Here is a 24825-nt window from a genome sequence, read left to right on the forward strand (position 1 = left end):
CGTCGAATGAGCTCTCGGACATGTGCCGCCGGCTCGGTGTGACCCGCTCGTCTGCCATCGAGGCAGGTGGACCGTCGAACTGGGCGTCCGACGAGGCTCCCTTGCGGACCGCCGGACGTCGGTCGAGCGTCTGTCCTGCCGGGAGCCTCGTCGCCGTATCCCTGAGATCATCTGGCACAGCGCTGGAGCGGAGTCGGTCACACCCGGGCGGCGTCTGCGCTCTGCTGACCGGACCGGGTCAGCCCGCAGGTGCGGCAGACGTAGTTCCATCCGTCCTTGAGCGTCATGCCGTTACCGCATACGGAACACGTGAACGACTGGGGCGCATCCACCACGTGCTGGTAGGTGACCTGCGGTTGCCCCGCGATGTCCCGCCATTCGCCGAAACCGCCGGCCAGCGTTTCCAGGAAGCTCATCACTCGAAGTGCCGCCGCGAGATCGCACCGCTGCGGAGGCCTGTTGGAACGCACCGAATCGACGAAGTGGCGCATCTGGTGGTAGTAGCCCTGCACGAAGTGGGAACCGCCATGCAGATTCCCGAGGGAGAATTCAGGCTCCCAGACGCGTGGGCCGTGATCGGGCGGCGACGCGACGCCCACCGGCGGGAGGTAGCTGGTGCTCGTGCCGTACGGCCCCCGGTCACCGGGCGGGTAGTACCGCAGGTAAGCGCCGTTCTCCAGAACGGCGTTGGCGCCCTCGCCGACGACTTCGAACCGTTCGACCGGGGAAAGCCCCGATGCCGCGCTGGAAAGACTGATCGTCCCGATGGTGCCGTCGGCGTGCTGGTTCACCACTATGCCCGCACCCGAGGGCCCGCGGACGACCTGGACCTGGGACGCCGATCCGACGACGTAGTCGAGCACCGACGCCACGTGTACGAAGTCGTCCAGGAAGCGACGCCCGGACGGGGAGCGGAGGTTGCCGATCTCGGCGGGCAGGTCGACGTCGTAGGTGTAGGTGTACTGGGTGATCCGACCGAAGTCCGGCAGCGCGGTGAGCTGCTTCAGCCGGTCGACGGCGGGCGAGAACACCTTCTTGAAGCCGACCTGAGCGAACGTGCCCCCCTCCCGTGCCGCGTCGATCATCTGCCGCACCCCGAGTGTGTCAGCCGCGGGCGGCTTCTCCAGCCACACCGGCAGGCCCCGGCGCAGAATCTCCGCGACGACGGGCGGGTACAGTGGCTCACCGCTCTCGTCGTCGAAACCGACGACCACGATCACCCCGTCCAGGTCCTCACTGGACAGCATCGTGTGGAGATCGGTGTGCCACGTCGCATCGGAGCCCGCCGCCCGCGCGTAGAGGCGCGCCTTCTCCGCGTTGTAGTCGCAGAAGCTCGCAATGACCGCTTCAGGGATCTGCCGCAGTGGCGGGAGGACGTTGCGGTAGGTGTGGCCGCCGCAGCCGACGACGCCGAGTCTGACCGGCCGCAGCGAGCGGATCTCACCTTCGCCACCGAGTACTGTCACTTCACGTTCTGACGACATTGCATGCCTTTCCGGTCTGCCACGCCGGCCGGACGTACGGCCGCAGGACGATTTCGTTGGTGTGCAGGGAAGATCCGGGGGCGGCCAGACGCAGTATCTCCGCGGCGACCTCGTCCGGATCCATCTTGGGGCGCGACCGTCTGCTGGCCGAGACCATCGGTGTGTCCATCAGCCCCGGCTGAATGACGCACACGCGCACGCCCAGCGGCTCGACCTCGGCCCGTACAGCCTCCGCCAGCGCGGACACAGCGTGTTTCGTGACCGAGTAGAGATCCCCTGGGACAATGCTCCGGCCGACGACCGAGCCGATGAGAAACAGGCTGCCGCCCGCTTCCATCAGCGCCGGCAGCAGCTCACGCACCACCGCCGCCGTGCCGAACACGTTCACCAGGACCGTCTCCCGCCACCGTTCCAGCGCCCCACTCGGCGTGACAAAGCTGTCTCCGGCGACCTGCCCCGCGGCGGCGACGACGGCATCGAGGCGCGAGGTGATCGCCGCTGTCTCGGTGGCCAGCCGACGGATGTCGTCGGCGTCGCCGAGGTCGGCGGTGATCGCGGTGACCCGGCCCGACTCTCCCAGCTCGGCGGCCAGGGACCGGAGCCTGTGCTCGTCACGTCCGGACACGATGGTGTGGTAGCCGGCTGCGCAGAACACCCTCGCGAGAGCGCTGCCGAGTCCTCCGGTCGCGCCGGTGATCAGGCAGTACCGTTCATCGCTGCTCAACTCCCCCATGGTCGTCCCCCTTCCGTGGTTGCCGACCGGCGGATCCGTTCCGAGTAGAGGGCCTCGGTGAGGCCGCCGATGGAGCGCTGATACAGGCGCACCAAGAGCAGCGGGTGCGCACCCTGTCGGTGCAGGAAGTCCACATCGCCGTCGGCGATGGCCTGCTTCTCCGCGCGCGTCAGGTCGTACGGGGCGAGCGCCACAGGCAGGTCGGCCTGAGCTCCCGCGCAGTGTGCCGGGTCGAGGGTGAGCCGATGGCAGAACTTGTTGATGGCATAGACCGACATCTCTATCTCTCCTCCCAGGTTCCGAAGGCGAACGCTTCGCCGGAGCGGTGGTCGAGATGGGGAGACAGGTTCGCGCCCGCCGGTCCCGCGGCACCGATCATGGTGATCCAGCTGAGCACTTCACCAGCCACTGTGCCCGCGTCGCGAAGCATGCCGGGTGTGGACTCGGCCAGCAGTGACTCGATGTCCCCACGTGTGAGCAGCTCGGCAATCCGACCCGCCCAGTCCGGGCGGGGGACCGACCACGCGCGCCCGGCATCGACGCGGGGGCCGCCCACCTCCTGGGAGAAGCTGCCGCTCGCGACCACGGCGACCCGACGGTCGCCGGCCAGCGCCTCGACGGCTTTCCCCAAGGAACGCCCCAGTTCGTGGCAGCGTTGTGCGGACGGCAAGGGTGACACGTACGCGTTGATGTTCACCACCACAACCGGGACGCCCATGTGGTTGAGGAAGTGCAACGGCACGATCACGCTGTGGTCGACGTCGATCTCCTGGCACAGCACGAGGTCGTAGTCGTCACGCACCAGGGATTCCGCGAGCGCTCGCGCGGCGCCGGTGTCGGTCGGCAGCGGTCCGGTCTCGAGCCCCGGAACATCGTCCATCGGACCGGACATCAGCTCCCCGATGCCGATCGAGAAGGTGGGCAATCGGTCGAGGAAGAACGCGTTCAGGTGGTCGTTGGCGACCACCACGAGCAGGTCCGGCTCGGTGCGTTCGAGCACGGCACGTACTGCTTCGTAGCGACTCCGCACGTCGTGGTCGCCCTCCGCCACCAGCTTCGGGAATACGGGTACATGGGGAACGCCCACACCGCAGACGATGTGTGAGGTCGGCACGGTCAGCGCCCGTTCCCTGCTCCGTCCGGCCACACCGGCGTGAGCCAGCCGGCCCGGGCCGGGCGCCTGCCACGCAGGACCGACTCGTACTCCGCTCGAAGCCGCGCCGTGAGTGGGCCGATGTCACCGTCGCCGATGACGTGACCGTCTATCTCGACGATCGGCAGCACCTCGGACGAGGTGCCGACGAACACGAACTCGTCGGCGAGGTACGCGTCCGAGCGCTCGATGTCCCGTTCTTGCACGGGGATACCCAGTTCCGTGCTCAGCAGGTCCAGTACCGTCGCGCGGGTGACACCGTCCAGGATGCCGCTGTCGAGTCCCGGTGTGTGAAAGACGCCGCCGGAGAACATCCCGATGGTGGCACCGGAGCTTTCGGTCAGCTGGTTACGGCTGTTGAGGAAGATCGGCCAGTCCGCGCCACGGCGCTGCGCGTCGATGTTGCCGAGGCGGCCGTTGTGGTAGTTGGCGAACGCCTTCACCTGGGGAGGCATCGAGTTGCCGCTGATGCGCTCCCACGAGGCGATGGCGGCCTTCCTGGTGCGGGGCTCGGACAGAGCGCTGTTGAACGCCCAACTGTCGATGACCACCTCGCACTTCGCGCCTTCGGGCACCATCTGCTCGATGGGGTTGCCGTCGATGAAGCACCAGGGACGGATATGGACATCGCCACGGACGTCGTTGCGCCGCAGCAGTTCCAGCGTGGCGGACTCCAGCTCGTCGACGGTGTGGCTGACGGTCAGGTAGGACAGTTGCGCCGAGCGGAGCAGGCGTTGCAGGTGATCACGCAGCCGGAAGACGTAGAGCTGCTGGTCGGTGTCGCTCCAGTACGCGTTGATGCCCTCGAAGACGGCGGACACCGAAGCGTGTCCGACGGAGCGGACGTGCACGGTGGCATCTGCCGACGGGACGATTCGGCCGGAGCGCCAGAGGTAGGGGTTGCCGGGGTTGTGAGCAGTCATTGGTGAGGGTCTCCGATCCAATTGGGCGACAGTGAAACCGTGGTGTAGGCCGGCACGGCGAGCCGACCGGGTTGGGTGTGTTCGAAGATCTCCACCCCGTCGGAGGTGACGACCTCCTTGAATCCCAGGAAGGAGTAGGCGATGCGCATCTGGCGGTTGCGGCCGTTGGGCCGGTAGCGCGCCCGGATGGGGACCTTGTCGGCGTGCGCGAGCCCGGCGACGACGGCGATGAGCGCGGTGCCCACATTGCGGCCCATCACCCGGCACGACATGAGCAGCAACTCGATCGACCAGTGGTCGTCGTGACGCCGCAGCAGGCACAGGCCGATCCTGCCGTAGTCACCGAAGCGGTCACTCAACTCCGCCAGTACAACGCGGTGTTCCGGGTCGTTCACATAGTCGGCCAGCTCCTCGGCGGAGTACGTCTCCCCGGTGGTGTTGAGCTGATTGGTGCGTTCGGTGAGTTCCGCGGCTCGGCCGAGGTCGTCGGCGTCCGCGTCGCGGACGGTCAGAACCATGTTCAGCGACGCCAAGAACTCCGACGATGTTCCCGTGAAGGTCTCTTCCGCCGCTTTGCGGTGCGAGTCCTCCCGATAGGCGCTCGGCCGCCTGGCCGCGTCGGGCGTCACATCTGACGGTACGAGGCAGTGGTCCGCGTCGAGTTTCAGGAACTCCTGGAGCGAGTAGCAGCGCACACCGGGCACGCCGGCCGCCACTTCCCCACGCTCGAACTCCGAGTCGTCGAGGAAGATGACGGAGTCGGCGCCGATGTTCAGCAGCTCGATGATCCGCTGCACCGATCTCGACTTCGCCGACCAGGAGATCTGCGGATACACGAACATCTCGTGCAGGCCGTTCGTCGTCAACTGCTGCCAGGCGTCGTCGTGGTCGTTCTTGCTCGCCACCGACTGGACGATCCCCCCGCATTCCAGCCGGTCGACCAGCTCGCGTGCTTCGGGGAACACCGCGACATCGTCGCCCTCGGGCAGGACGCCGTCCCACAAGGTGTTGTCCAGATCCCATATGACGCACTTGAGGACGCCGTTCATACCGGCTCCCCTTCCTCGGCGCCGGCGTGCGCCCGTATGAGGTTTCCGCCAAGCGCGGTGAGCAGGGCTTCAGCGCTGCCCTCGATCGTGCGGTACACGTTCGCTTCCAGTGCGTGGCGTACCGCCCGCGAGCCGGTGACGAGCCCGCCGGCCCCTTCGAAACGCAGTGCGTCGTCGGTCGCCGAGCCGACCGCGTCCGCGGCGGCCACCTTGGCGGCGATGGCCTGGGTCGGGGCGTCATGGGAGTGAGCGTCGATGGCCACCGCCGCTTGTTCCGTGAGCAGCCATGCCGCGCTGTTGGCGACATGGGCCCGGGCCACGGCATGAGCAACCAACTGGTAGTCGGCGAGGAGTCGGTCACCGACCGCCCGCTGCCGCACGTGGGTGAGCATCCGGTCGTGCGCGGCGGACGCAACACCCAAGGCACCGGCGGCAACCAGCACCCGTCCGACGCTCAAGCACGAGGTCGCCACCCACAGCATGCCGAAACCGTCGGGCCCGAGCCTGGCATCCGCCGCGACCGGGCAGTCCTGCAGTGCGACTGTGGCCATCGCGGTGGCGCGGAATGCGCTCATCGAGGGTCTCGCGGTGACCGTCAGGCCGGGGGCGTCCCGTTCCACCAGGACGGCGACCGAGCCGATCCGCGACCGCGCGAAGACGACGAACAGGCCCGCGCGGGCGGCCGAGCTGACCCAGCACTTGGTCCCGGTCACGCGCACACCACCGTCGTCCTCGACCGCGAGGGTGCGTATCTGGTCGAAGCTGCTGCCCCCGTCGGGCTCGCTCAGTGCGAACGCGCCGAGGGTCTCGCCGGTCGCCATGGAGGGGAACCACTGCTGGCGTAGCGCTGAACGGCCGTACCGGGCAATCGCGTGAACGGCCATCTCATGCACGATGAGGGTGCTCTGCAGGCTGGCAGAAAGCGCGGCGACGCGGCGGTGCAGGCGGATACGTTCATGCAGCGGTAGCCCGAGCCCTCCGTAGTTCTCGGGCACGGCCAGTGCGAACAGGCCGCGCCGCGCGCACTCCTGGTACAGCTCGTCCGGGATGCGCTCGGACTCCTCCGCTTCAGCGAGCCGTTGGGCGAAGGCCGGCGAGTCCAGTAAGGCTTCCACGTCCGCGACGGCAGGCGCCGTCGAAGTGGTCACCGTGAGCTCGCCTTCGACCGCACGAGAGCGGTGATCGCCTGTGCCGAGTCGAAGTTCGCCAGGTCGATCTCGCCGTCCTCGACGGCCACGCCGAGTTCGTTCTCGACGAAGTGGATGAGCTGCACCGCGGCGAGCGACTCGAGCAGCCCGGAACTGATGAGCGCCTCGTCGGCCTCGACCCGCCGTCCTACGAGCTTGCTGACGAATCCGACGACCTTGTTCTGTACGTCGTAGTCGATCGTTGCATTCGAGGTCATTTCAGAATTCCTTACCGTATTCGTAAAATCCCCGGCCGGTTTTCATGCCCAGCTCCCCTGTTCGCATTTTCTTCAGCAGGTGCGCAGAAGGCTCGAACATGGGGTCGTTCAAGGCCTCGCGCAGAACGTCGAGCGTGCGGACGACGGTGTCGATGCCGATGAGGTCGGCCGTGCGCAGCGGCCCCATTGTGTGGCCGAGGCAGCCCTTGAAAAGCTCGTCGATCTGGTGCGGTTCGGCGACGCCCTCATGGACCAGCTGGGCGGCCTGGTTCACCACCTCCATGAGGATCCGGTTGATCACGAACCCGGGGCTGTCATTGACGACGACGCCTTTCTTTCCCATCGCGGTCAGGAATGCGCGCACCGACTGAATCGTGTCGTCCGACGTCGCTGGTCCCCGGACCACCTCGACCATGTCGATCGCCGACACGGGGTTCATGAAGTGGACGCCGACGACTCGCGACTCGTCGGGAGCCACCGAGCCGAGCCGGGCGATCGGGATGGCCGAGGTGTTGGCCGCGATGTATGCCTCTTTGACACCCAGGACCCGCAGGGTGTCGTACACCTCTCGTTTGACCGCCCATTCCTCGGTGACGTTTTCGATGATGAAACCGGCGCCGACGGCGTCGGCCAGGTCCTCGGACAGAGTGAGCCGCTCAAGGTCCACGGGAGTGTGGTCGGGCTGAGCGAACCGCATCAGCCGCTGGTGGCGCCGCAATGCCGCCCGGACCTGCGACCAGTCCTTGTCCTTACGGTCGATGAGCGTGACGTGGTGTCCGGCCTGCAGGCACGCGTGGGCCACGCTCGTGCCGATCACACCCGCGCCCAAGACCGCGACCATATCTGGCATCAGTGCTTCCTCTCCTGTGCAATCCGTTCCCGGCTGATCCACGCGTGGATCGAAGTGGCCATGCCCCGCAGCGAACCGGACTCGAAGACGACCGTCCCCGGGACCGCGGTACCCGAGTACTCCTGCACCATCGCGATGAGGTGACGGCCGAGCAGGGAATCTCCGCCCATATCGAAGAAGTGGGCGTCCGGGTCGACCTCGGCGAGGCCGAGCAGCGCGCACCACATCAGGCCCAATTGGTCGGTGAGCGACTGCAGTCCGATCTCGGCACGTTCCGGTCGCCCGTCCGCGGCCGGCTCGTCCGGTCCCGCCCGGTGCGGTTGTGCCGACTCCGGTGCGGCCGCCGTGCCTCTCGGGTCGAACACACTGCGGTGCAGCGACGGGGCGGCTTCTGGTTCTGCGATGGCCTCCGAGGCGGATTCCCGCGACGGCCATATGGGCTCGTGTCCGCGCATCCACAAAGAGGCCAGTGCCTGTTCGTACACGGTGAGATCCGGTACGCCCTCGTACGATGCTCGGGCCACGCGGATCGACTCGAGCCCGTCCGCTGTCTGCGCGGCCCACGGGCGGATGTTGCCCGGCCCGATCTCGACCAGCACCCGATAGCGGCCGGCGACGGTGCGCAGCGCGCTCCGGAACTGCACGGCGGCCGTGAGCTGGCGCTGCCAGTACTCCGCATCGAGAGCGGCACCGACCGACCACGTACCGGTGACACCGGAGGCGATGTCGATGTCGGAGGTACCGAAACTGCGATCCCGCAGCATCTCCCGCAGATGGACACTCGCGTCGCTCAACTGCTCGTTGTGAAAGGCCAGTCCGGAGTCGACCTGCTGGAAGACGATCCCCTGCGCGCCCAGTACCCGCTGGACCTCCTCGGCCGCGTCGGCGGGTCCCGACACCGTGCAACTCTGCGCGCTGTTGTCCGCAGCCAGGGTCATCCGGCCGTTGAGCAGCGGGACCACCTCGTCCGCGGGAGCGGCGACGGCGATCGTCGCGCCCGGCCCGCTCTCCCTGATCAGTTCGGCCCGTTTCGCAATCAGCTCGACGGCGTCCCGCTTGCGCAGCACGCCCGCCACGGTGGCTGCCGTCCACTCGCCCAGCGAATGCCCGAGCACGGCCGCGGGGCGGATGCCGGCTGCCGCGAACATGTCGACGTAGGCCATCTGGACGGCGAACAGCGCCAGGTGCCGGCCGGGCAGGGAATCGAGCGCGCCCGGTCGGTGGGCGCCGCCCGCGCCGCGGACCATCCTCAGCAAGTCGAGGCTCCGTGACGGTTCCGCGTCCGGCTGCGGGGCGGTGGCGAAGACCTCGGAGATGTCCACCCCACGATCCGCGGCCATCTGCACCGACTCCTCGATGCTGCGTCGGAACACGGCGGACGTCTTGACCAGGCCGGCTCCCATGCCGATGTACTCGCTGCCCACCCCGGGGAAGGCGAACACGATCTTGTCGGGCCGCTTCGGCACCCGGCCGGCGGGCGCGGCGAACACCCCGTCTCCGGGCCCGCCGTCCAGCCTGACGAACCGGCGGTAGCGGTGCGGGTGGGCCCTGCGCTGGGCGCGGTGGGCGAGGGGAGCGGCAGCCTCAGGGCGTGACCCGAGCAGGTCGCGGACGCGCTCGGTGTCGGCGTCGAGGGTGTCGAGTCGGTGACTGGACAGGAGCACCACGCCGCGGGTCCCGCCCCGTGCCGGGGCACGCTCGGGTGGGGCCTCCAGCACCAGGTGGCAGTTCGACCCGCCGAGTCCGAACGCGCTGACCCCCACGACACGGCCGGGGGCGGTGTCGATGGTCTGTGCCTTGGAGACCGGGCGGACCGCAGAGTCATCGACGTGCATTTCCGTCGGAAGCGTTGCGAAGTTCGCGGTCGGCGGGACGAGGCCGTGCCGCAGGCTGGAGACGGCCTTCAGCAGCCCGGCGAACCCGGCGGCCTCCCTGGTGTGCCCGATGTTCCCCTTCACCGCGCCGACGTAGAGCGGGCGGTCGTTGCGGCGGAACACCTTCTGCAACGTCGACCACTCCACCGCGTCACCGAGTCGCGTGGCGGTGCCGTGGCTCTCCACGTAGGAAACCGCGTTCGGGTCGACGCTGGCGGCATGCAGGGCCGCACGGATGACGGCCTCCTGGCTGGCTGAACTCACGCTCGCGAAGCCGGGCTTGGCACCGTCGTTGTTCGTCGCGCTGCCGCGGATGACGGCGAGTACGTCATCGCCGGCGGCGAGTGCGTCGTCCAGGCGTTTGAGGACCAGGGCGCCCGCCCCGTCCGCGGGTACGGTACCGCCCGCCCTCGCGTCGAAGGGACGGCACACCCCGTCCACGGAACTGATGCTGCCCGGTACGGCCCAGTACCCGCGCCACTCGGGGAAGCGGATCGCCGACACACCGACGAGCGCCGTGTCGGCCTCACCGGCCAGCAGTGCTCGGCAGCCCAGGTGGGCGGCGACCAGCGCCGTCGAGCAGGCGGCCAGGACGTTGACCGCGGGGCCCTTGAGGTCGAGCCGGTAGGCGATCTTCCCCGCTGCGTAGTCACGTGCCGTGCCCAACTCGACGGCGAAGTCGTCGACACCCGGTGTGCCTGCCAGGTGGCGTCGTACAACCTCGTCGTAGGAGGTGGGGCCCGTCCCGACGAACACCGCTGTCCGTGCCCGCCCGGTGGAGGAGACTGCCGCCCGGTGCAGCGCTTCGTCCGCCAGTTCGAGCAGCGTCCGGTGCTGGGGATCGGTGAGCATCGCCTCGGCGGCCGACATGCCGAACCGCTGGTGGTCGAACGCGGTGGCCGCGTCGATGGCGCCATACGCGGAGATGAAGCGGGCATTGTCCGGAGTACCAAGCGGGTGCTGGCCGAAGTCTGGCGCGCTGTCCGCCGTACGCCTGATGGCATCCGTGCCGTCCTGCAGGCTGTCCCAGTAGGACTGCTCGCAGTTACCGCCCGGCAGCCGGAGTGCCGCCGAGACGATCGCCACCCTGCCGCCCCAGGACGTCACCTTGTGGTCACCGTTCACCGTGGCCTCCCGACGACTTCCACTGCTCGGCGAAGTCCCGGACGGTCGGCGTCTGGAGCAGCATGGCCAGGTCGACGCGGTCGCCCAGCGCCTCTTCGAGGGCTATGCGCAGGAGCATCACCTTCAGGGAGTCGCCTCCCAGGTCGAGGAACGAGTCCTCCACTCCGATCTCGCGCAGCCCCAGAACGTTGGACCACACCGTCGCGACGGTGAGCTCGACGTGGTCCTCGGGCGGTTCCGGCGGAGCCAGGAAATCAGGGCGTGCTCTGAGCTGCGTGGCGAAGGCCGCCCGGTCCAGTTTGCCGCTGCCGAGCAGGGGCAGGTCGGCGACCGGGACGATGTAGGTGGGCACCATGTACGGCGGCAGCAGGTCGAAGAGGAAGCGCTTGAGCCCGGGGACGTCGAGCACGCCGTCCATCGGCACGACGTACGCCACGAGCAGGTTCCCCTGGTCGGCGTCGGGCAGACTGGCGACGGCGGTGGCCGCGACGTTGTGGTGGCCACGGATTGCGTGCTCCACCTCGGTGGGCTCGACCCGCTGTCCGCGGATCTTGATCTGCGTATCCGCCCTGCCGACGAACTCGACCTGGCCGTCCGGGCGGAAGCGCCCAAGGTCCCCGGTGCGGAACAGCACCGGAGCGTGCAGCGGGTCGAAGGGATTGGGTACGAAGCGGTCGTCGGTGAGCTGCGGCCGGTTGAGGTATCCGTCGGCGAGTCCCGGCCCGCCGGCGTAGAGTTCCCCGACGAATCCCGGCGGTCGTAGGCGACCCGCGGAGTCGCACACGTACAGCCGCATGTCGATGGGCCTGCCGACGGTCGACGTCTTCTCGTCGTCGGGCAGTGCCTCTCCCCGGTGGCACACATAGTCGGCCTCGGCCAGGGTGTAGGTCACGTGCACCGCGATGCCGAGTTCCCGGAACTGCCGTTCCAGGTCGAGGTCGACCACCTCGCCCGCGGTGAACAGGTGCCGGATCGGCAGGCCCGGCGCGCGAAAGCGGGGATTGGCCAGCAACACCCGCATCATCGAGGGTACGAAGCTGCATACGGTGATGCCGTGGGTGCGGATGAGGTGGTCGAGGTACGCGTCATCGCGCTCTCCACCGGGACGGGCCACGACTATCGTCCCGCCGGTCGCGAGAGCCCAGTAGAACTCCCGGAAGAACGGCACCGACTTCATCAAGTGCCGGTCGCTCCCGTCGAGCTGGTAGAGCCGCTGCTCCAAGAAGATTCTTGTCGTGTGCATCCGGTGAGGGCGGATCACGCCCTTCGGCTCTCCGGTCGAGCCGGAGGTGAACAGGATGTACGCGGCTGTGCTCTCGTCGGCGATGTCCTCGATGGGGGTGTCCGGGACGGACATGTCTTCGAGGAGGTCTTCCAGGACAAACGTCGGCGCTTGAAAATCCGGCCGGGGCGCGTGCCGCGAGGACACGACGGCGGCAGGGGCGGAGATCTCGCATATCCGCTGGGCCCGGGCCGACGGTGTCGACGGGTCAACGTACAGGAAGGCGGCGCCCGCCTTCATGATGCCGATCTTCACCGTCAAGGTCTCGATCGACCGCTGTCCTGTGCAGACGACCGGTGCGCCGGCGCCGGGCAGCAGCGGGCGCAGCTGGCGTGCGACGCGGTTGGACGCGAGGTCGAGCTCGCGGTAGGTCACACTCCGCTCACCGTCGATGATGGCGATGGCGTCCGGCGTGCGCCGGGCCTGTTCGGCGAACATGGCGTGCAGGGTGGTGTCCGGGTACCGCACCTGCGGTCCGTTCCACTCCCGAAGGAGGAGTTCGCGTTCGCGCTCGGTCAGCACGTCGAGGTCGCCGAACCGGTCCTGCGGGCGGATGGCGGCCGCGCGCAGGACGACCTGTATGTGCTCCATCACCTGGTCGAGGTCGTCCGGGTCCCCTTCGTGCAGCAGCGCGGTCACCTCGGTGCCGTCCTCGCCCGGTGACGGCACGAGGGTCGCTCGCAGCGGCGGAACTCGGCCGCCAGGAGCGGATTGCAGAGCCACGACCACGGAACCCGGGGTACTGCTGGTCGCCTTGGTGAGAACGTCTCCGAGGCGGTAGCTGTCCGGGTCTTGCACCCCGGGGGCCGCCACGAGCGAGCCGTCAGGCAGTGCATGGTGGACGGACGGGGGCAGGCCGTACCGGTGCAGGAGCAGCCCGGCCGTCGTCGCCAGAGCGTGCGCCAGGTCGAGATCCGGCCCGGCTGCCGTCAAGGGGCCGATGCGGTAGGCGCGTTCGGCCACCAGGGTCGATGTCATCGTCTCACCGGCCTTTACCGGCGAGGACGGGGTGCCTGGTAGCGATGATGTGCCGGCCCGCGGCCGTTCCTGTCGCTGCTCCGTAGGTGACCCCAATGATCTTGGCGGAGGAGTCTCCGACGAAATAGAGGCCGGGTTCACTGGATTCCATGTCCGGTGTGAGTGACATCTGAGGGGAGATCCGCTCGATGACCGGTGCGGCGACCACGGCGCCGGGCACGATCATTCCGGGGAACACCGCGTTGAGCCGGTCGACCATGGCGAGCACGTCACCGACGAGCGTGCGGGGGAGGCATTCGGTCAGCGCCGCGTGCTCGTAGTTGATCAAACTCGTGTCGAGGGACGTGGCCGGTGTGACCGGCTCACCCCGGTAGTGCGCCCGCAGTTCCTCGACGGTGCACGCGACCGGGCGTCCGCCGCCTCGCTGTGCCACATCGCGAATGAGGTCCAGCGCGAAATCGGTACCGTCCTGGCCGGCCGGCATGCGCACGGTCGTCACAATGCCGAAGTTGGTCCGCCGGGTCGGCCTGGTCAGACAGTGCTGGCCGTCGAGTACGACGGCGTCCTCGAACCCGTACTGCATGATGCGGCCGCCCGCGCAGACACAGAACGTCCTGACCGACTCACCACGTTGGTTGAGGAAGGCGAGTTTCGGGTTGGAACACTGGGAGGACAGCGGGGCCAGCAGCTCCCGGTCCCCCTCAAGCCGCACCCCGACATCGACCTTCGCGGCGGCGCTGTGTTCCAGGCCGAGGTCTGCGATCAAGTTCCGCACCCACGGCAGGCCGAGCTTACCGACCGCGACGACGACCGAGTCGGCCGTCAGGGTCACGGCCGTACCGTCAGCCTGCTCCGCCTCGACCACGAACCGGGGGTCCGCGGCTGTGCCGATCCTGGTGGCGCGGGTGTGGAAGCGGACCTCACCACCCGCTTCGACCAGTGCCTCCATCATGCTCTCCACGACGGTCAGCGCCGTGTCCACGGTGATCGACTGCGACACGGTCAGATCGATGCCGTCGAAATGGCTGTTGACCGACGTGGTGTCCGCGGCAACGGGGCCGCCGCTGGTGTCGTGCTGGTTCAGCCCGTGTCGGTGCAGCTCATCGAAGACCTCGCGCACGGCCTGCTCGGCGCCGTCCAGCGAGCCCAGCGCCCGTTCCAGGCTGCTGAACTTGCGGACCTCACCGTCCTCGGACTGCTCGATCTTCGATCGGCTCAGCGCGCTGGGGTAGCCCAGGCTCGTGTCGAAGTGGAACGCGGCGCCACCAAGCCCGGTCAGGCAGGTGCAGCGTGGGCACTGCATCCGGAACCGCTCACTGGCCCGTACCAGTCTGCCGTTGAGGTCCACCTTGACCCGCGGGCAGAGGCTGCCCAGCATGGGGCCGCCCGCTTCGAGCAGCAGCACGCGGGTTCCCGCCCGTGCCAGGGTGTAGGCGGCGAATATCCCTGCGGGACCGCCACCGATCACGACGCTGTCATAACGCTCGGTGTCACGCATCGGGCAACTCCTTGACCCACTGGGGCGCGCTGGCGGTGTAGCGGGCGATGAAATGCCCGTAGTAGAGCGGGGAGGGGTCCCGCCCCTCGTTGCTGATGCGGGCGATGAGCCACTGGCAGAACAGAGGCAGGAGGTCCACCACTCGCCGCGGCAGCTGACCGGTGCGCTCGGCGTAACGGACGAGCAAGTCCCGCAGCAGCAAGGCGTACCAGTGATCGCTCTCAAGGATCTGGTCGTAGAGCCAGTCCAGGCCTCGCTCACGGTATTCGGGGAAGACCACGAGGCCCAAGGTGACCAGCAGGTTAAGCAAGTCCATGCCGGCGATGCCGAGCGGCCGGTAGTCCTCCCAGTCGATGATGGACATCCGGTCGGTCTCGGCGTCGTACCGCAGATTCCACGGTGCCAGGTCGCCGTGCGTGGGGCCGACCAGTGCGTGTTCGAGCGCCGCCCGCAGAGATGGCGAGGACACCAGTGGATCTGCCACGTACTGCCGTGCCGCTGCCCAGCGCGCAGCGGGGTCGTTGTCGGTCACAGCACCGCGCAGATGCATGTCAGCGACGAGGTCGACGGTCCGGGTCAGCAGCGCGGCGAACGTCTCCCTGTCCCCGGTCCCCATCAACGCGGTCGGCAGGTCCTCCGACGCCGCGTACGTCATGATGAAGCCGTCTTCGGTCTGTTCCACGGGCTTTGCCCAGTCCACCGTGGCAGGAAGTGCCAGCCGGCCCAGCTTGTGCCACTCGGCGGCTACCTTGGCGTCGTCGTGGTCGAGCGCGGACTTCGACACCAGTACCGGCCTGCCGTCCAGTACCAGCGCGGTGAACCTCCGCTTCTTGATCTTCCGAGCCCCCACCGGTGTCCACGAGGTGAAGGTGATGCGGTCCTCCTCCACGACCCCGCTGTGCCGCTCGTGCACCGCCATCAGGTCGATGCGGGCACGGGTGTCGATCCGGGCTTCGACGGCTTCCGACTGCTGTTTCATGAGACGAGCTCCGCGTTATGTTCGTCGACGTCGATGCGGCGAATGACCTCCGCGATCGGTACTCCGTGGGTCAACCGCTGCAACTCGCGCACGTACGCCCTCCGGTCGCGGCGGCAGACATCGATGAAGGCCGAGAGCTTTCGGTCCGCGTAGTCGGCGAACTCCTCGAAAAGTTCGGGGCTCTTGTCGATCTGAGCGGCCAGATCCGCGAGTGCGAGGGTCCCCGCGAGATCGTCGTCGGGGTTGTCCTTGTCGAAGCCGGCCTCACCGAACGAGGCGCCGTACCGCTCGACCAGTGTTCCCGCCAGGCTTTCCCGGTTGTGCGTATGCCCGTGGTGCTGATCGGGCAGCAGCATCACCGGGACCTCCAGCGCGGCGGCCTCATGCAGTGAGGTGAGGCCCGGCGGAGCCATGTACACCGGCCCTGTGGAGAGGAGTTCGAGGAGATCGGCGTGCGGGAGGAGCCCGATCCGCATCCGCACCCCGTTCACGGTGTACTCACGGGAGCGGCGGAAGGCCCCGGAACACACGATGATCTCGTCGAAATCGCATCCGTCGGCAGCCATGCGTTGCAGCCACCGGAGCATGACGTCGACGTACGCACCATGCTTCTCGTAATCCAGGAACGCGTTGGTGAAGCCACCCAGGTTGGCCACCAGTGTTCGCGGCGTCCGCTGGACAATGGGGTTGAGTTCGCCGAGGTCCACCATCGCCCCGGTGACAGTGGTCGACTCGAACCCCTGCAACGCGAGCAGGTCCACGCGTTCCGTCACTCCGGGGAACGCCTGGGCGAACGACTCCGTCGCCATCATGTGCGCGACCACCATTGATTCGTGCACGGACAACGATCCGAACGCCGCGGCGGCCTCCTCGTCCGAGCCGAGCCGGACCGCCTCGGCCACGCGGCCCAGTTCCGCAAAGCCACGGCCGACGATCCAGAATCCGAAGAGGCTGTCGAAGAACCTGACCGGCACCCTTTCGCGTACCGCCGCGTAGACGAGCATGGGCTCCATCACGCTGATCACACTGTCGTACTGACGCACTATCGCTCGGGTGGCCGCTGTGTCTGACAGATCGAACTCGTCGATATCGGTGAAGCCCTTCCCGTTGAGCCGCGCGTAGTCGAGTGCGATACCGCTGCCGATGAAGTGGATCCTGCTCCGCTGGAGCTGCGCCGCCAGGCTGACCAGCTTGGCCACCGGCCCGAATCCGAATGCCTGAGCACTGCCGAGAACACGCACGAGACCCCCTCAGTGCCCAGCGCAAGCGCGCTCGGTCGGATCACCCAGCACCCGCAACTCGTGCTCCGCCAGCAGGAGGCGATCGTGCACTTCCTCGGCGTCGCTGCCGGTGACGATCACGTGCCCGACCTGGCCGAACACATCCTCCGGCGGTGGGGCGACCACGGTTCCGTGCGCGGTGTACTCGCACACGTCGTGCAACCACGGGCGGTCACGCAGCCGGGGGGCGGGGGCCAGGCCCGCGAACCGCATCCTGGCGGCCGGGTAAAGGAACAGGAGGCCTGCCGCCCGGTCCTCGAACGACTCGGTGTCCGGCCGTCGGCCGAGTGCCGCGGCGGCGAGTGCGGCACCGGTCTTCACTCCGCACGCGAGTTCGATGACTCGCGGTGAAAGACCCCCGGCGGGCCGGGCGTTGAGCTCGACGATCCGCGGTCCGGCGGACGTCATCTTGACCTCGATGTGCGCCACGACCCGGTCGAACCCGGCCGCGAGCACACTGTCGTGGGCCAGCTGGATTCCCGGCTGCAGGGCGGGCAGATCGAGCGCGTCCCGACCGCAGATCTGGCCGACCTCGATCGGGTACGGGTCGAAGCCCCACAGCTTGCGGTTCCCGTAAACCATGACGGCTTCCCCGCCGGACACCCAGAAATCCACGCTGAACTCGTAGCCGTCCAGGTACTCCTCGATGAGGAGCCCCTTGGCTGCCATGCCCATGCTCGGCGCGGCGGTGGCGTTGCGCAGGGCCTCCTCGAGTTCGGCTTCGTGCTCGACCCTACGCACCCCAGCGCTGCCGGACAGTCCCTGGGGCTTGACCACCACCGGGTATCCGATCTCTTCGGCGGCGGCGCGAGCGGCCGCGAAATCGTGCACGAGCACGGACCGCGTCGGCGACAATCCCGTTCGCGTCAACAGATCGCGTTGCAGCTTCTTGTCCCGCGCCAGCTCCGCCGCCTCGACCGGCATACCGGGCAGCCCCAGCGCCTCGCCGATTTGCGCGGTCAGCACGACATGGGCTTCCTCGAAGGTCACCACGGCATCGGCGGGAGTACGCGACACCAGCTCCTTCGCGGACCGCAGTACGTCGTCGGCATCCTTCGGATCGAAAACCTCGGTGTCCCCGACCCAGCGCAACTGCCAATCCGCCGGCTGCGGTGTCAGGAGAACCAGATCGGCCTCCTGTGCCATTTGCGCAAGCAGGTGCTCGTGCCGGATTTGGTTGCCGCCGCCGACCACCAGCAGGGTTCCGCGCACATTGGTATTGCCTGGCATTACGTGACCGTCCTTTGCTAAGGGGGTTGTTGTCATCGAGAGGAGACCGGGCTCCTGGTGACGGTTTCAGCCGCGCGGGCCGGCTTCCTGCGGGTCAGCAGGAAGAGCGAAGTCGCCGCGACACCGTGGCCGGCCAGCTGTATGAGCAGGTAGGCCGGAAGGCCCAGGAAGACGAAGGCCGGAAGGCAAAGTGATGACGCGGCGAGGTTGCCGATGCTGAACACCAGCGAGGTCGACGCCGAGTACGCCGCGACCTTCGCCGGCGGAGCGGTGGCCACCACCAGGGGTTGCAGACTTGGTGAGACCAGACACTCGCCGAGCGCGAACACCACCCCGTAGCCCACCACGATCGCCAGCGCGGCACGAACGGAGGGCGCGTGCGCCGACCACAGCAGCAGGCCGAGGCTGAGCGACCACAACAGCACGGCGATCTGCAGCGCCCGGACATAACCCAGCCGGGCAACGACCCGCAGCGCCACGCCCTGTAGGGCAACCACGGTGATCGCGTTGACCGCCAGCACGACGCTGACCCCGAAGGCGCCAAGCCGACTGCCGTCGCGCAAAATGATGGGCAGCACCGACTCGAGCTGGCCGAATCCGAAAATGACCAGCATCCCCTGGAGCACCAGGACAGCACGGAACACTGGGTCGAGCAGTGGCGCCCAGACGTCGGACACCTTGCGATTCTCCGAAGCGGGCGCCCGTTCTCCCGGCCGTGCCCAGCCGCCCTTGCTCCGTAGGATCGCTATCGTGACGGCACCGTAGACGAAAGCGGAAGCCCCGTTGGCCACGAAGCAGATCCGGTATCCCGTAAGGCCGAACGAGCCGACCAGGAAACTGCCCAGCATCGCGGCTCCGGCGACCGCCCCCGCCTTGATGCGGTTCTGCGCCGCCAGGACACGACCCAGTTGCGGCTCACCGAACAGCGACACGAGCAGGGGCGTGAGCAGGGCGTAGGACAGTCCCGTCCCCGCACCGGTCAGTGCGGCGGCCAGCACACTGAGCGTCGTCGGCGCGAAGGCGAGGAAGAACGGTCCCGTGGAGCTCAGAGCAAACGTGACCAGGCTGATCTTCGCCGGTCCCACGATGTCGCACAGGTAGCCGGCGACCGGGTTCACCACCAGCGCGGACACCGCGGACACCGCGAAGTACCACGACACACCGGCCACCGACAGCCCGACGGCGTCGCTCAGGTACAACGCGGTGAGAGGCAGCACCAGCCCCACACCCAACCGACTGACGGTCCAGCCGACCAAGTAGATCGGCAGGAACGGCGTGCGCGCGGTGGACCTCATCAGCGGGGGCCCTCCCCGTACGTTCCGAAACCTTCCGGTGACGTATTCGCGGGATCGAACATGGTTTGTTTGCGCTCCAACTGATTTTTTATGGGGTCAACCGTCTACCGCGGTAGGTTGTCACCGAGCTCTTGCTCGCCACGCGCAGGTAATCACCCCACCTTTCGGAACCTGCCGATCCAGTGAATCTGGTCGGGCTTCGCGGCCGTGGGGAGGTTGCGGTACGTCCGCAGTTCCTCACAGTCGAATCGCGTACTGTCGAAGGTGGAGAGAATGTCTGAACTGGTGATACGGCGGGGGCCGGTTCCCGGCACCATGCGATCGGAGAAGGAATTCAGGACGAACAGGCCGTCCGGTCGCAGGAGCCGATGCACCTGATCTGCATAGATGCTGCGCGCATCATCCCGCATGTTGTGAAATACGAAGGAATCGGTGACAACGTCAGCGACCCCGTCGGACAGCGGCGGATCGAGGACGTCGCCCTGGACGAATTCCGGCGACACACCGGCCAGTTCCGCCCACGCTCGCGCCTTTTCGAGCGCGGCGTCGGAGAGGTCGATCCCCGTCACGTGCATGCCTTGCGCGGCAAGGAAAACGGAGTCGACACCAGGTCCGCAACCCAGATCGACGACCCGGTCGCCGCGCTTGATCACCCCATCCGCAACAAGCTTGATCAACTCGATCCCCGGCGAGGCGGTGAACCAGGCAAGCCGGACCAACGGCTCATCCGAGTAGACCGTGGAGAACGTGTCGACCCAGCTGTCGGTGAATGCCTTCATTTGAATTCCCGTCACTCATTTTTTCTGCGGTTTGATGTGTTCCGGTAGTGCGTTTGCGTACGCCGATCTCGAAACTGGAATCGATGAACGGCGATAAAAGTCAAGGTCGGGGCAGAAACGACTTCCGTCACTGCGTCCGGGGCGGCGCGGTCCGTCTTCTGGTCCGCCCGCACCCCGCCGACTTCTCCCACGATCCGATCCGTGCCGTCGTCGCCGCTTCTCCGTCTTATTCGGTACGGCGGCGCTAGCGTTCGGTCGAGCAAGGTGAATGTCGCGGTGCACCCATCAGCAGACGCACTTTGCCATTCCGCGAGGTAAGGACAGTTGGGGTCTCGGTACTTGCTACAGACTCCTTGAACGTGGATTTATTTTGCTGTTTCAGACGACCGCGGCTGTAAGTGCCACGAGCCCCGTGTCGGCCGATGTCAGAAGTCTTCACCGCACCCCTTTCTGTCATCTTGCTCGTCCCCTTACAGATTCCTTGCAGTCGGCTTGCTCTCCATCCCTCAGCGGCGATCGCCGCCCGTCGGGTGAGGGTCGACCCCGCTTCCGTTCGCGGGCGCGTCGGGCGGGACCGTCGCGTGACGCGGCGGCTTCGCCCGGCTTGAACGGACCCGGGATGCTGCGGGTTGTTCTCCCTTCCTGGTCATCGGGACGGACCGGTGGCCCGGTGGACGGCGGGACCGCGAGAGGCGTTGCCAGGCCGGGGTGACCGCTTCATCCGGGGTCAGGTACGCGATCTGTCCTGGCAGGTCGCCGGCCAAGGCCTCACGGCATCGACCTGAAGGTCGAGTGCCTCAAGCAGGGGCTCAACGTTCACGCAATCCACCGCCTGCGCATCGCGCCAGGCGGGAACACTCGTGCCGGTGAGACAGCGGGTCGTGCCACGGGTCATCGCTCATTGGACGCAGGACGCGGAGGAGGCCCGGCGGTGCTCGTAGTCACGGATCAGACACCGGTACAGGATCCAAATCCCGTAGGGCTGCTCGGCCTTCCACCGCTTCGGTTGCGCACCGTAGGCGGTGTTCCTCGGTTGCGCTCGCCAGTCGCGACGTCAATGCCCGGGACTGTGCGGTGCTCGACGGCATGGTTCTTGAAGCCCTGGTCACCAGCACCTTCTCGACGATGCCGCCGGCGTGCTCGGCGACCTGGCTCGCAGGGGCGATACCCGCGGCATCGTCGTGCATGATCACGGTCGGCACAGTGACCGCGATGACCAGGCCCAGCGCATCGGTGGCCAGGCGCGCCGTTTGCGGCCTGGCACACACTCTCGGCGTCGTTGCCCTCCGCCGGGTCCGCAGCTGGGCGAACTCGCGGGCGAGGCAGGCAGGTTCGTTCGTCTCGTGTCAGGCTTTCGTGGTTCCCGCAGCAGTGGGCCACCCCTGTCCCACAGGTTGTCGGAGTGGGTGAGGACGAGGCGGGTGGAGCGCTGCGGAGCCATGACGGGTTATTCGCCACCCCGGCGCGGCCCTGGGTGATGAAGCGGTAAAGCAGATTGCGGCTGCCCGTGTATACAGCTCCTTGATCTCCCCCAACAGCCGCTCAACGGAGACGTCCTGACCGGCGGCGTGGCGGGCGCGGAGATGGTCGCGGTAGGGCTCGACAAGCACGGAGTCGGTAGCGGAGTGCGTGGCGCTCGGCGGTGGGTCCCTCCACGCGGCTGTACCGCTTGACTGTGTTCAGGGCGACAGTGAGGCGCCAGGCGCACGTGAGTCATCGACGCCGGTCAGACAGGCGCTGCCGTCGGCGGACCGGTGGTGCGGCACCGAACACGGCGTGACAACGGCCCCGGCACATCGGGTGGCGCGAAAAGCAGCAGGCAGGTTGAGGGTCGACGCTACGGTGCCGATGGCCGGCGCGGCATGGTGGGGAGCGGTCCGGACTGTGCGGCGCCTTCTGAACCACGGCCCCCGTCCCGGGACACTCTGCGCCGACCCGGTGCCGGTATGCGCCGCTCCGGCCTGACCGACGCACAAGGCACAAGGCACAAGGCACAAGGCACAAGCAGCCGACCAGAACCCTCGGCTTCCTGGTTTCGAGTCGAGCCAGAGCAACGCCATCGACCATTGTCCTCACAGCCCGACCTGTCCCGCGGTCGTACCGATACCGAACCCAGCCGCGAACTGACCTTAGAAGTGCCCGTTACGCAGGTGGGGACCTCCCCCCGAGTCGTGGACACCTTGACTCCGGCCCCGGTGGGGGTCGGGAGAGGGTGACCATCTATGGCGATGAAGGTCTATTCGCCCGAGTTCAAGGCCAACGCCGTCACGCTGTTCCACTCGGATCCGGATCTCACGATCGCGCAGAGCGTGACCTGGGGATCAACGCGGAGACCTTGCGGAACTGGATCCGCGCCGGCCGCGCCCGCGGCGGCAGCACCATCGGCTTGACCAGGAAGAACGTGACCAGCATCACCCCGGCCGGCGAGGCTGAGGACGAGCTCGCGGCGAGGATCAGGGCCCTGGAGGCCGAGCTGAGGGCCGTCCGCAAGGAGAACGCCACCCTGGCCACCGAACGAAACATCCTGCGCAAGTCGACGAAGTTTTTCGCCTCAGAGATGACCTGGTGACGGGCCGCTTCCAGTTCATCGAGGATCACTGCGAGACCTACCCGGTCAAGCGGCTCCGCCAGGTCCTGGACGTCGTCCGCTCCAGCTTCTACAAGTGGCGCGAGGGCAAGACTGCCCGCGCCGCACGGGAGCGCGCCGACGCCGCCCTGGCGGCGAAGATCAAGGCCGTCCACACCGAGTCGGACGGCACCTACGGCTCCCCGCGGGTGACGGCCGAGCTTCGTGCCACCGCCGGCATGGAGATCAACGAGAAGAGGGTCGCCCGCGTGATGCGCAAGTTCAACATCGTCGGCGTGCACCTGCGCAAGAAGGTCCGCACCACGGTCCCGGAGCCGTCGAACACTCCGGTGCCGGACCTGTTCAAGCGCGACTTCAACGCCGCCGGGCCGGGCGTGAAGACATGGGCGACATAAACCTATCTGCCCGTCGGGGACGGCGAGTTCCTGTATCTGGCGACCGTCCTGGACTGCTTCAGCCGCCGGGTGGTCGGGCTGGTCCATCGCCGACCACATGCGTACCGAGCTCGTCGCCGACGCCCTCAAGCACGCCGCGGCCACCCGCGGCCACTTGGCCGGAGCCGTGTTCCACAGCGATCACGGAGCCCAGTACACCTCGAAGGAATTCGCCGGCCTGTGCACGGCGTTGGGCGTCACGCAGTCCATGGGCGCCGTCGGCACGAGCGCGGACAACGCCGCCTGCGAGAGCTTCCACGCCTCCCTTAAACGCGAGACCCTCCAAGGCGCCCGCCGCTACCACGAACCCCACGCCTGCCGCCTAGCGGTCTTCCGCTGGATCGCGCGCTACAACACCTGGCGACGCCACAAGAAGAACGGCCAGCTGAGCCCGGTCGCCTACGAGGCACAGCACTCAACTATGCTCACACTTGCCGCATGAGCATACAAAACGGTGTCCACTTTTCGGGGAACCCCCGGTACTTGAACGCCCGCTTCACGTGAGTGGCCATGGCTCACAAACTACAGCTTGTGACCATCTGCCGGTTCGCTGGATTGGACGCCGCTCCGCCCCTGCGGCGAACCGGCTTTCCCTGCCCCGCTCCGCAGGAGCTTCGTATCCTCCCCCGGCCTGAAGACCGGGCTATCCACGAAGGAAGGCCCCGATGAGCAACGAGCGGACTCTGCCCCACATGCTCCGAGCGGATCTCGGCCCGGTGAGCGAGCTGCAGCAGGCTCAGGCCGATGCCACGCTGCTCAGCGCCGTCTCTCCTGACGGCTCACCGTTGCGGGTGGTGACCAGGTTCGAGCAGGCGCAAGCCGTCCTCGCGGACCCCGGCCGGTTCTCGAGCCGGGCCGCCACCCGGTTCCTCGGCGGCGACCGCGGTGACGATCGTGCCGCGAACGCCGGCAACCTGCTGGTGCTGGACCCGCCTGAGCACAGCCGGCTGCGGCGCATGTGCGCCCGTGAGTTCACCGCGCGGCACGTCGCAGCGCTGCGGCCACGGGTCGCCGCCATCGTCGAGCGGTGCCTGGACGGAATTGAGGACCAGGACGCCGAATTGGACCTGATCACCGGGTTTGCCCGGCCGATCCCGGCTTTGGTGATCTGCGAGTTGCTGGGAGTGCCGGAGGAGGACCGCGACGAGTTCCAGGAGGTGGCCGCCCGCCGGATCGACGCCAACCGGTCGTTGCAGGCGCGAGTCCAAGCGGCTCAAGAGGCCGCGGACTACATGGGGAAGCTGGTCGCCCGGGTCAGGACCGCACCACGTGACAACCTGCTGGGGCGGCTGGTGCGCGAGCACGGCGACACGATCACCGACCCCGAATTGGCCGGGCTGGCCAATCTCCTGCTGATCGCCGGGCACCAAACGACGGCTGACATGCTCGGCTTGAGCGCGCTGATTCTCCTTCGCGAGCCTCAAAGGGCCGCGCGTCTTCGTGACGACCAGGACGCCGTCGCGCCGGCTGTCGAGGAGTTGCTGCGCCTCCTGTCGACAGTATCCGTATCCACCCCGCGCCGGGTGACGGAGGCGACCAGTATCGGTGATGAGCGGCTGGAGGTGGGCGAAACGGTGGCAGTGTCGCTGTGCGCCGCGAACCGAGACCCCGGGCGGTTCGTGGACCCCGGCACGTTCGACCCGGACCGGGCGCCGCGTCCGCACCTCGCGTTCGGGCACGGCCCCCACTACTGCCTCGGTGCGCCGCTCGCCCGGCTCGAACTGGCCACGGCCTTGCCAGCGCTGCTGAGGCGGTTCCCCGGCCTCGCGCTCGCCGACCGGCCGCTCGACCCTTCGCCACCCGGCCCGTTCTTCGGCCTGGCCTCGCTGTGGGTGCGCCGGTAGCCGGGGCTGGTGTGGCGCGTACCACCAGTAATGCGCTGACCTC

General features: G+C 67.8%; 19 protein-coding genes and 1 pseudogene. 2 read left to right on the forward strand and 18 right to left on the reverse strand.

Going from position 1 to position 24825, the window contains the following annotated elements; translation table 11 throughout:
• Positions 1–197 precede the first annotated feature (197 nt).
• The 18 genes from M2163_RS01180 to M2163_RS01265 form a co-directional block, all read right to left on the reverse strand.
• On the reverse strand, positions 198–1466 hold the full coding sequence (locus tag M2163_RS01180; protein ID WP_280854948.1) for a Gfo/Idh/MocA family oxidoreductase: 1269 nt from the start codon (positions 1464–1466) through the stop codon (positions 198–200).
• 1 nt (position 1467) lies between these two features.
• Positions 1468–2208 carry an SDR family oxidoreductase gene (locus M2163_RS01185; RefSeq protein WP_280854947.1) on the reverse strand — a complete coding sequence of 247 codons (741 nt, stop codon included), beginning with the start codon at positions 2206–2208 and terminating at the stop codon, positions 1468–1470.
• On the reverse strand, positions 2205–2495 hold the full coding sequence (locus tag M2163_RS01190) for a hypothetical protein (protein WP_280854946.1): 291 nt from the start codon (positions 2493–2495) through the stop codon (positions 2205–2207). The genes M2163_RS01185 and M2163_RS01190 overlap by 4 nt, the downstream gene beginning before the upstream one ends.
• A 2-nt stretch (positions 2496–2497) precedes the next feature.
• On the reverse strand, positions 2498–3304 hold the full coding sequence (locus M2163_RS01195) for a hypothetical protein (RefSeq protein WP_280892893.1): 807 nt from the start codon (positions 3302–3304) through the stop codon (positions 2498–2500).
• Positions 3305–3333: 29 nt separating this feature from the next.
• The gene (locus M2163_RS01200; protein ID WP_280892894.1) at positions 3334–4293 is read right to left on the reverse strand and encodes an aminotransferase class IV; all 960 of its coding nucleotides are present in this window, start codon (positions 4291–4293) and stop codon (positions 3334–3336) included.
• Entirely contained in the window at positions 4290–5342 is a 1053-nt protein-coding gene (locus M2163_RS01205) for an HAD-IIIC family phosphatase (protein WP_280854943.1), read from the reverse strand. The genes M2163_RS01200 and M2163_RS01205 overlap by 4 nt, the downstream gene beginning before the upstream one ends.
• Positions 5339–6490 carry an acyl-CoA dehydrogenase family protein gene (locus tag M2163_RS01210; RefSeq protein WP_280854942.1) on the reverse strand — a complete coding sequence of 384 codons (1152 nt, stop codon included), beginning with the start codon at positions 6488–6490 and terminating at the stop codon, positions 5339–5341. Before M2163_RS01210 ends, M2163_RS01205 begins: the two co-directional genes overlap by 4 nt.
• Positions 6487–6747, reverse strand: coding sequence for a hypothetical protein (locus tag M2163_RS01215; RefSeq protein WP_280854941.1), 261 nt, complete (start codon positions 6745–6747; stop codon positions 6487–6489). Before M2163_RS01215 ends, M2163_RS01210 begins: the two co-directional genes overlap by 4 nt.
• A gap of 1 nt (position 6748) precedes the next feature.
• Positions 6749–7597, reverse strand: a complete 849-nt coding sequence (locus tag M2163_RS01220; protein WP_280892895.1) for a 3-hydroxyacyl-CoA dehydrogenase family protein — start codon at positions 7595–7597, stop codon at positions 6749–6751.
• Positions 7597–10596 carry a type I polyketide synthase gene (locus tag M2163_RS01225; protein ID WP_280892896.1) on the reverse strand — a complete coding sequence of 1000 codons (3000 nt, stop codon included), beginning with the start codon at positions 10594–10596 and terminating at the stop codon, positions 7597–7599. The genes M2163_RS01220 and M2163_RS01225 overlap by 1 nt, the downstream gene beginning before the upstream one ends.
• Positions 10586–12856 carry a non-ribosomal peptide synthetase gene (locus M2163_RS01230; RefSeq protein ID WP_280892897.1) on the reverse strand — a complete coding sequence of 757 codons (2271 nt, stop codon included), beginning with the start codon at positions 12854–12856 and terminating at the stop codon, positions 10586–10588. Before M2163_RS01230 ends, M2163_RS01225 begins: the two co-directional genes overlap by 11 nt.
• Before the next feature lie 4 nt (positions 12857–12860).
• Positions 12861–14354, reverse strand: a complete 1494-nt coding sequence (locus M2163_RS01235) for an FAD-dependent oxidoreductase (RefSeq protein WP_280854937.1) — start codon at positions 14352–14354, stop codon at positions 12861–12863.
• Positions 14347–15333, reverse strand: a complete 987-nt coding sequence (locus M2163_RS01240) for a phosphotransferase (protein WP_280854935.1) — start codon at positions 15331–15333, stop codon at positions 14347–14349. The genes M2163_RS01235 and M2163_RS01240 overlap by 8 nt, the downstream gene beginning before the upstream one ends.
• Positions 15330–16574: a hypothetical protein gene (locus M2163_RS01245; RefSeq protein WP_280854934.1), complete on the reverse strand. Its 1245-nt coding sequence runs from the start codon at positions 16572–16574 to the stop codon at positions 15330–15332. Before M2163_RS01245 ends, M2163_RS01240 begins: the two co-directional genes overlap by 4 nt.
• A gap of 9 nt (positions 16575–16583) precedes the next feature.
• Complete coding sequence (locus M2163_RS01250) at positions 16584–17843, reverse strand: ATP-grasp domain-containing protein (protein WP_280854933.1); 1260 nt, start codon at positions 17841–17843, stop codon at positions 16584–16586.
• 32 nt (positions 17844–17875) lie between these two features.
• Positions 17876–19138 (reverse strand): MFS transporter, encoded by a 1263-nt coding sequence (locus tag M2163_RS01255; RefSeq protein WP_280892898.1) that lies wholly within the window; start codon positions 19136–19138, stop codon positions 17876–17878.
• A 152-nt stretch (positions 19139–19290) separates the two neighbouring features.
• On the reverse strand, positions 19291–19917 hold the full coding sequence (locus M2163_RS01260; protein WP_280854931.1) for a class I SAM-dependent methyltransferase: 627 nt from the start codon (positions 19915–19917) through the stop codon (positions 19291–19293).
• Between the two features lie 941 nt (positions 19918–20858).
• Positions 20859–21110 carry a hypothetical protein gene (locus tag M2163_RS01265; protein ID WP_280854930.1) on the reverse strand — a complete coding sequence of 84 codons (252 nt, stop codon included), beginning with the start codon at positions 21108–21110 and terminating at the stop codon, positions 20859–20861.
• 1029 nt (positions 21111–22139) lie between these two features.
• Between M2163_RS01265 and M2163_RS01270 the strand changes: the two are divergent.
• Together M2163_RS01270 and M2163_RS01275 are read left to right on the forward strand one after the other, a co-directional pair.
• Positions 22140–23380, forward strand: a pseudogene (locus M2163_RS01270) (IS3 family transposase).
• Positions 23381–23603: 223 nt separating this feature from the next.
• The gene (locus tag M2163_RS01275) at positions 23604–24782 is read left to right on the forward strand and encodes a cytochrome P450 (RefSeq protein WP_280854929.1); all 1179 of its coding nucleotides are present in this window, start codon (positions 23604–23606) and stop codon (positions 24780–24782) included.
• Positions 24783–24825 lie beyond the last annotated feature (43 nt).

The sequence above is a fragment of the Streptomyces sp. SAI-135 genome (genome assembly GCF_029893805.1).
Taxonomy (GTDB): Bacteria; Actinomycetota; Actinomycetes; order Streptomycetales; family Streptomycetaceae; genus Streptomyces.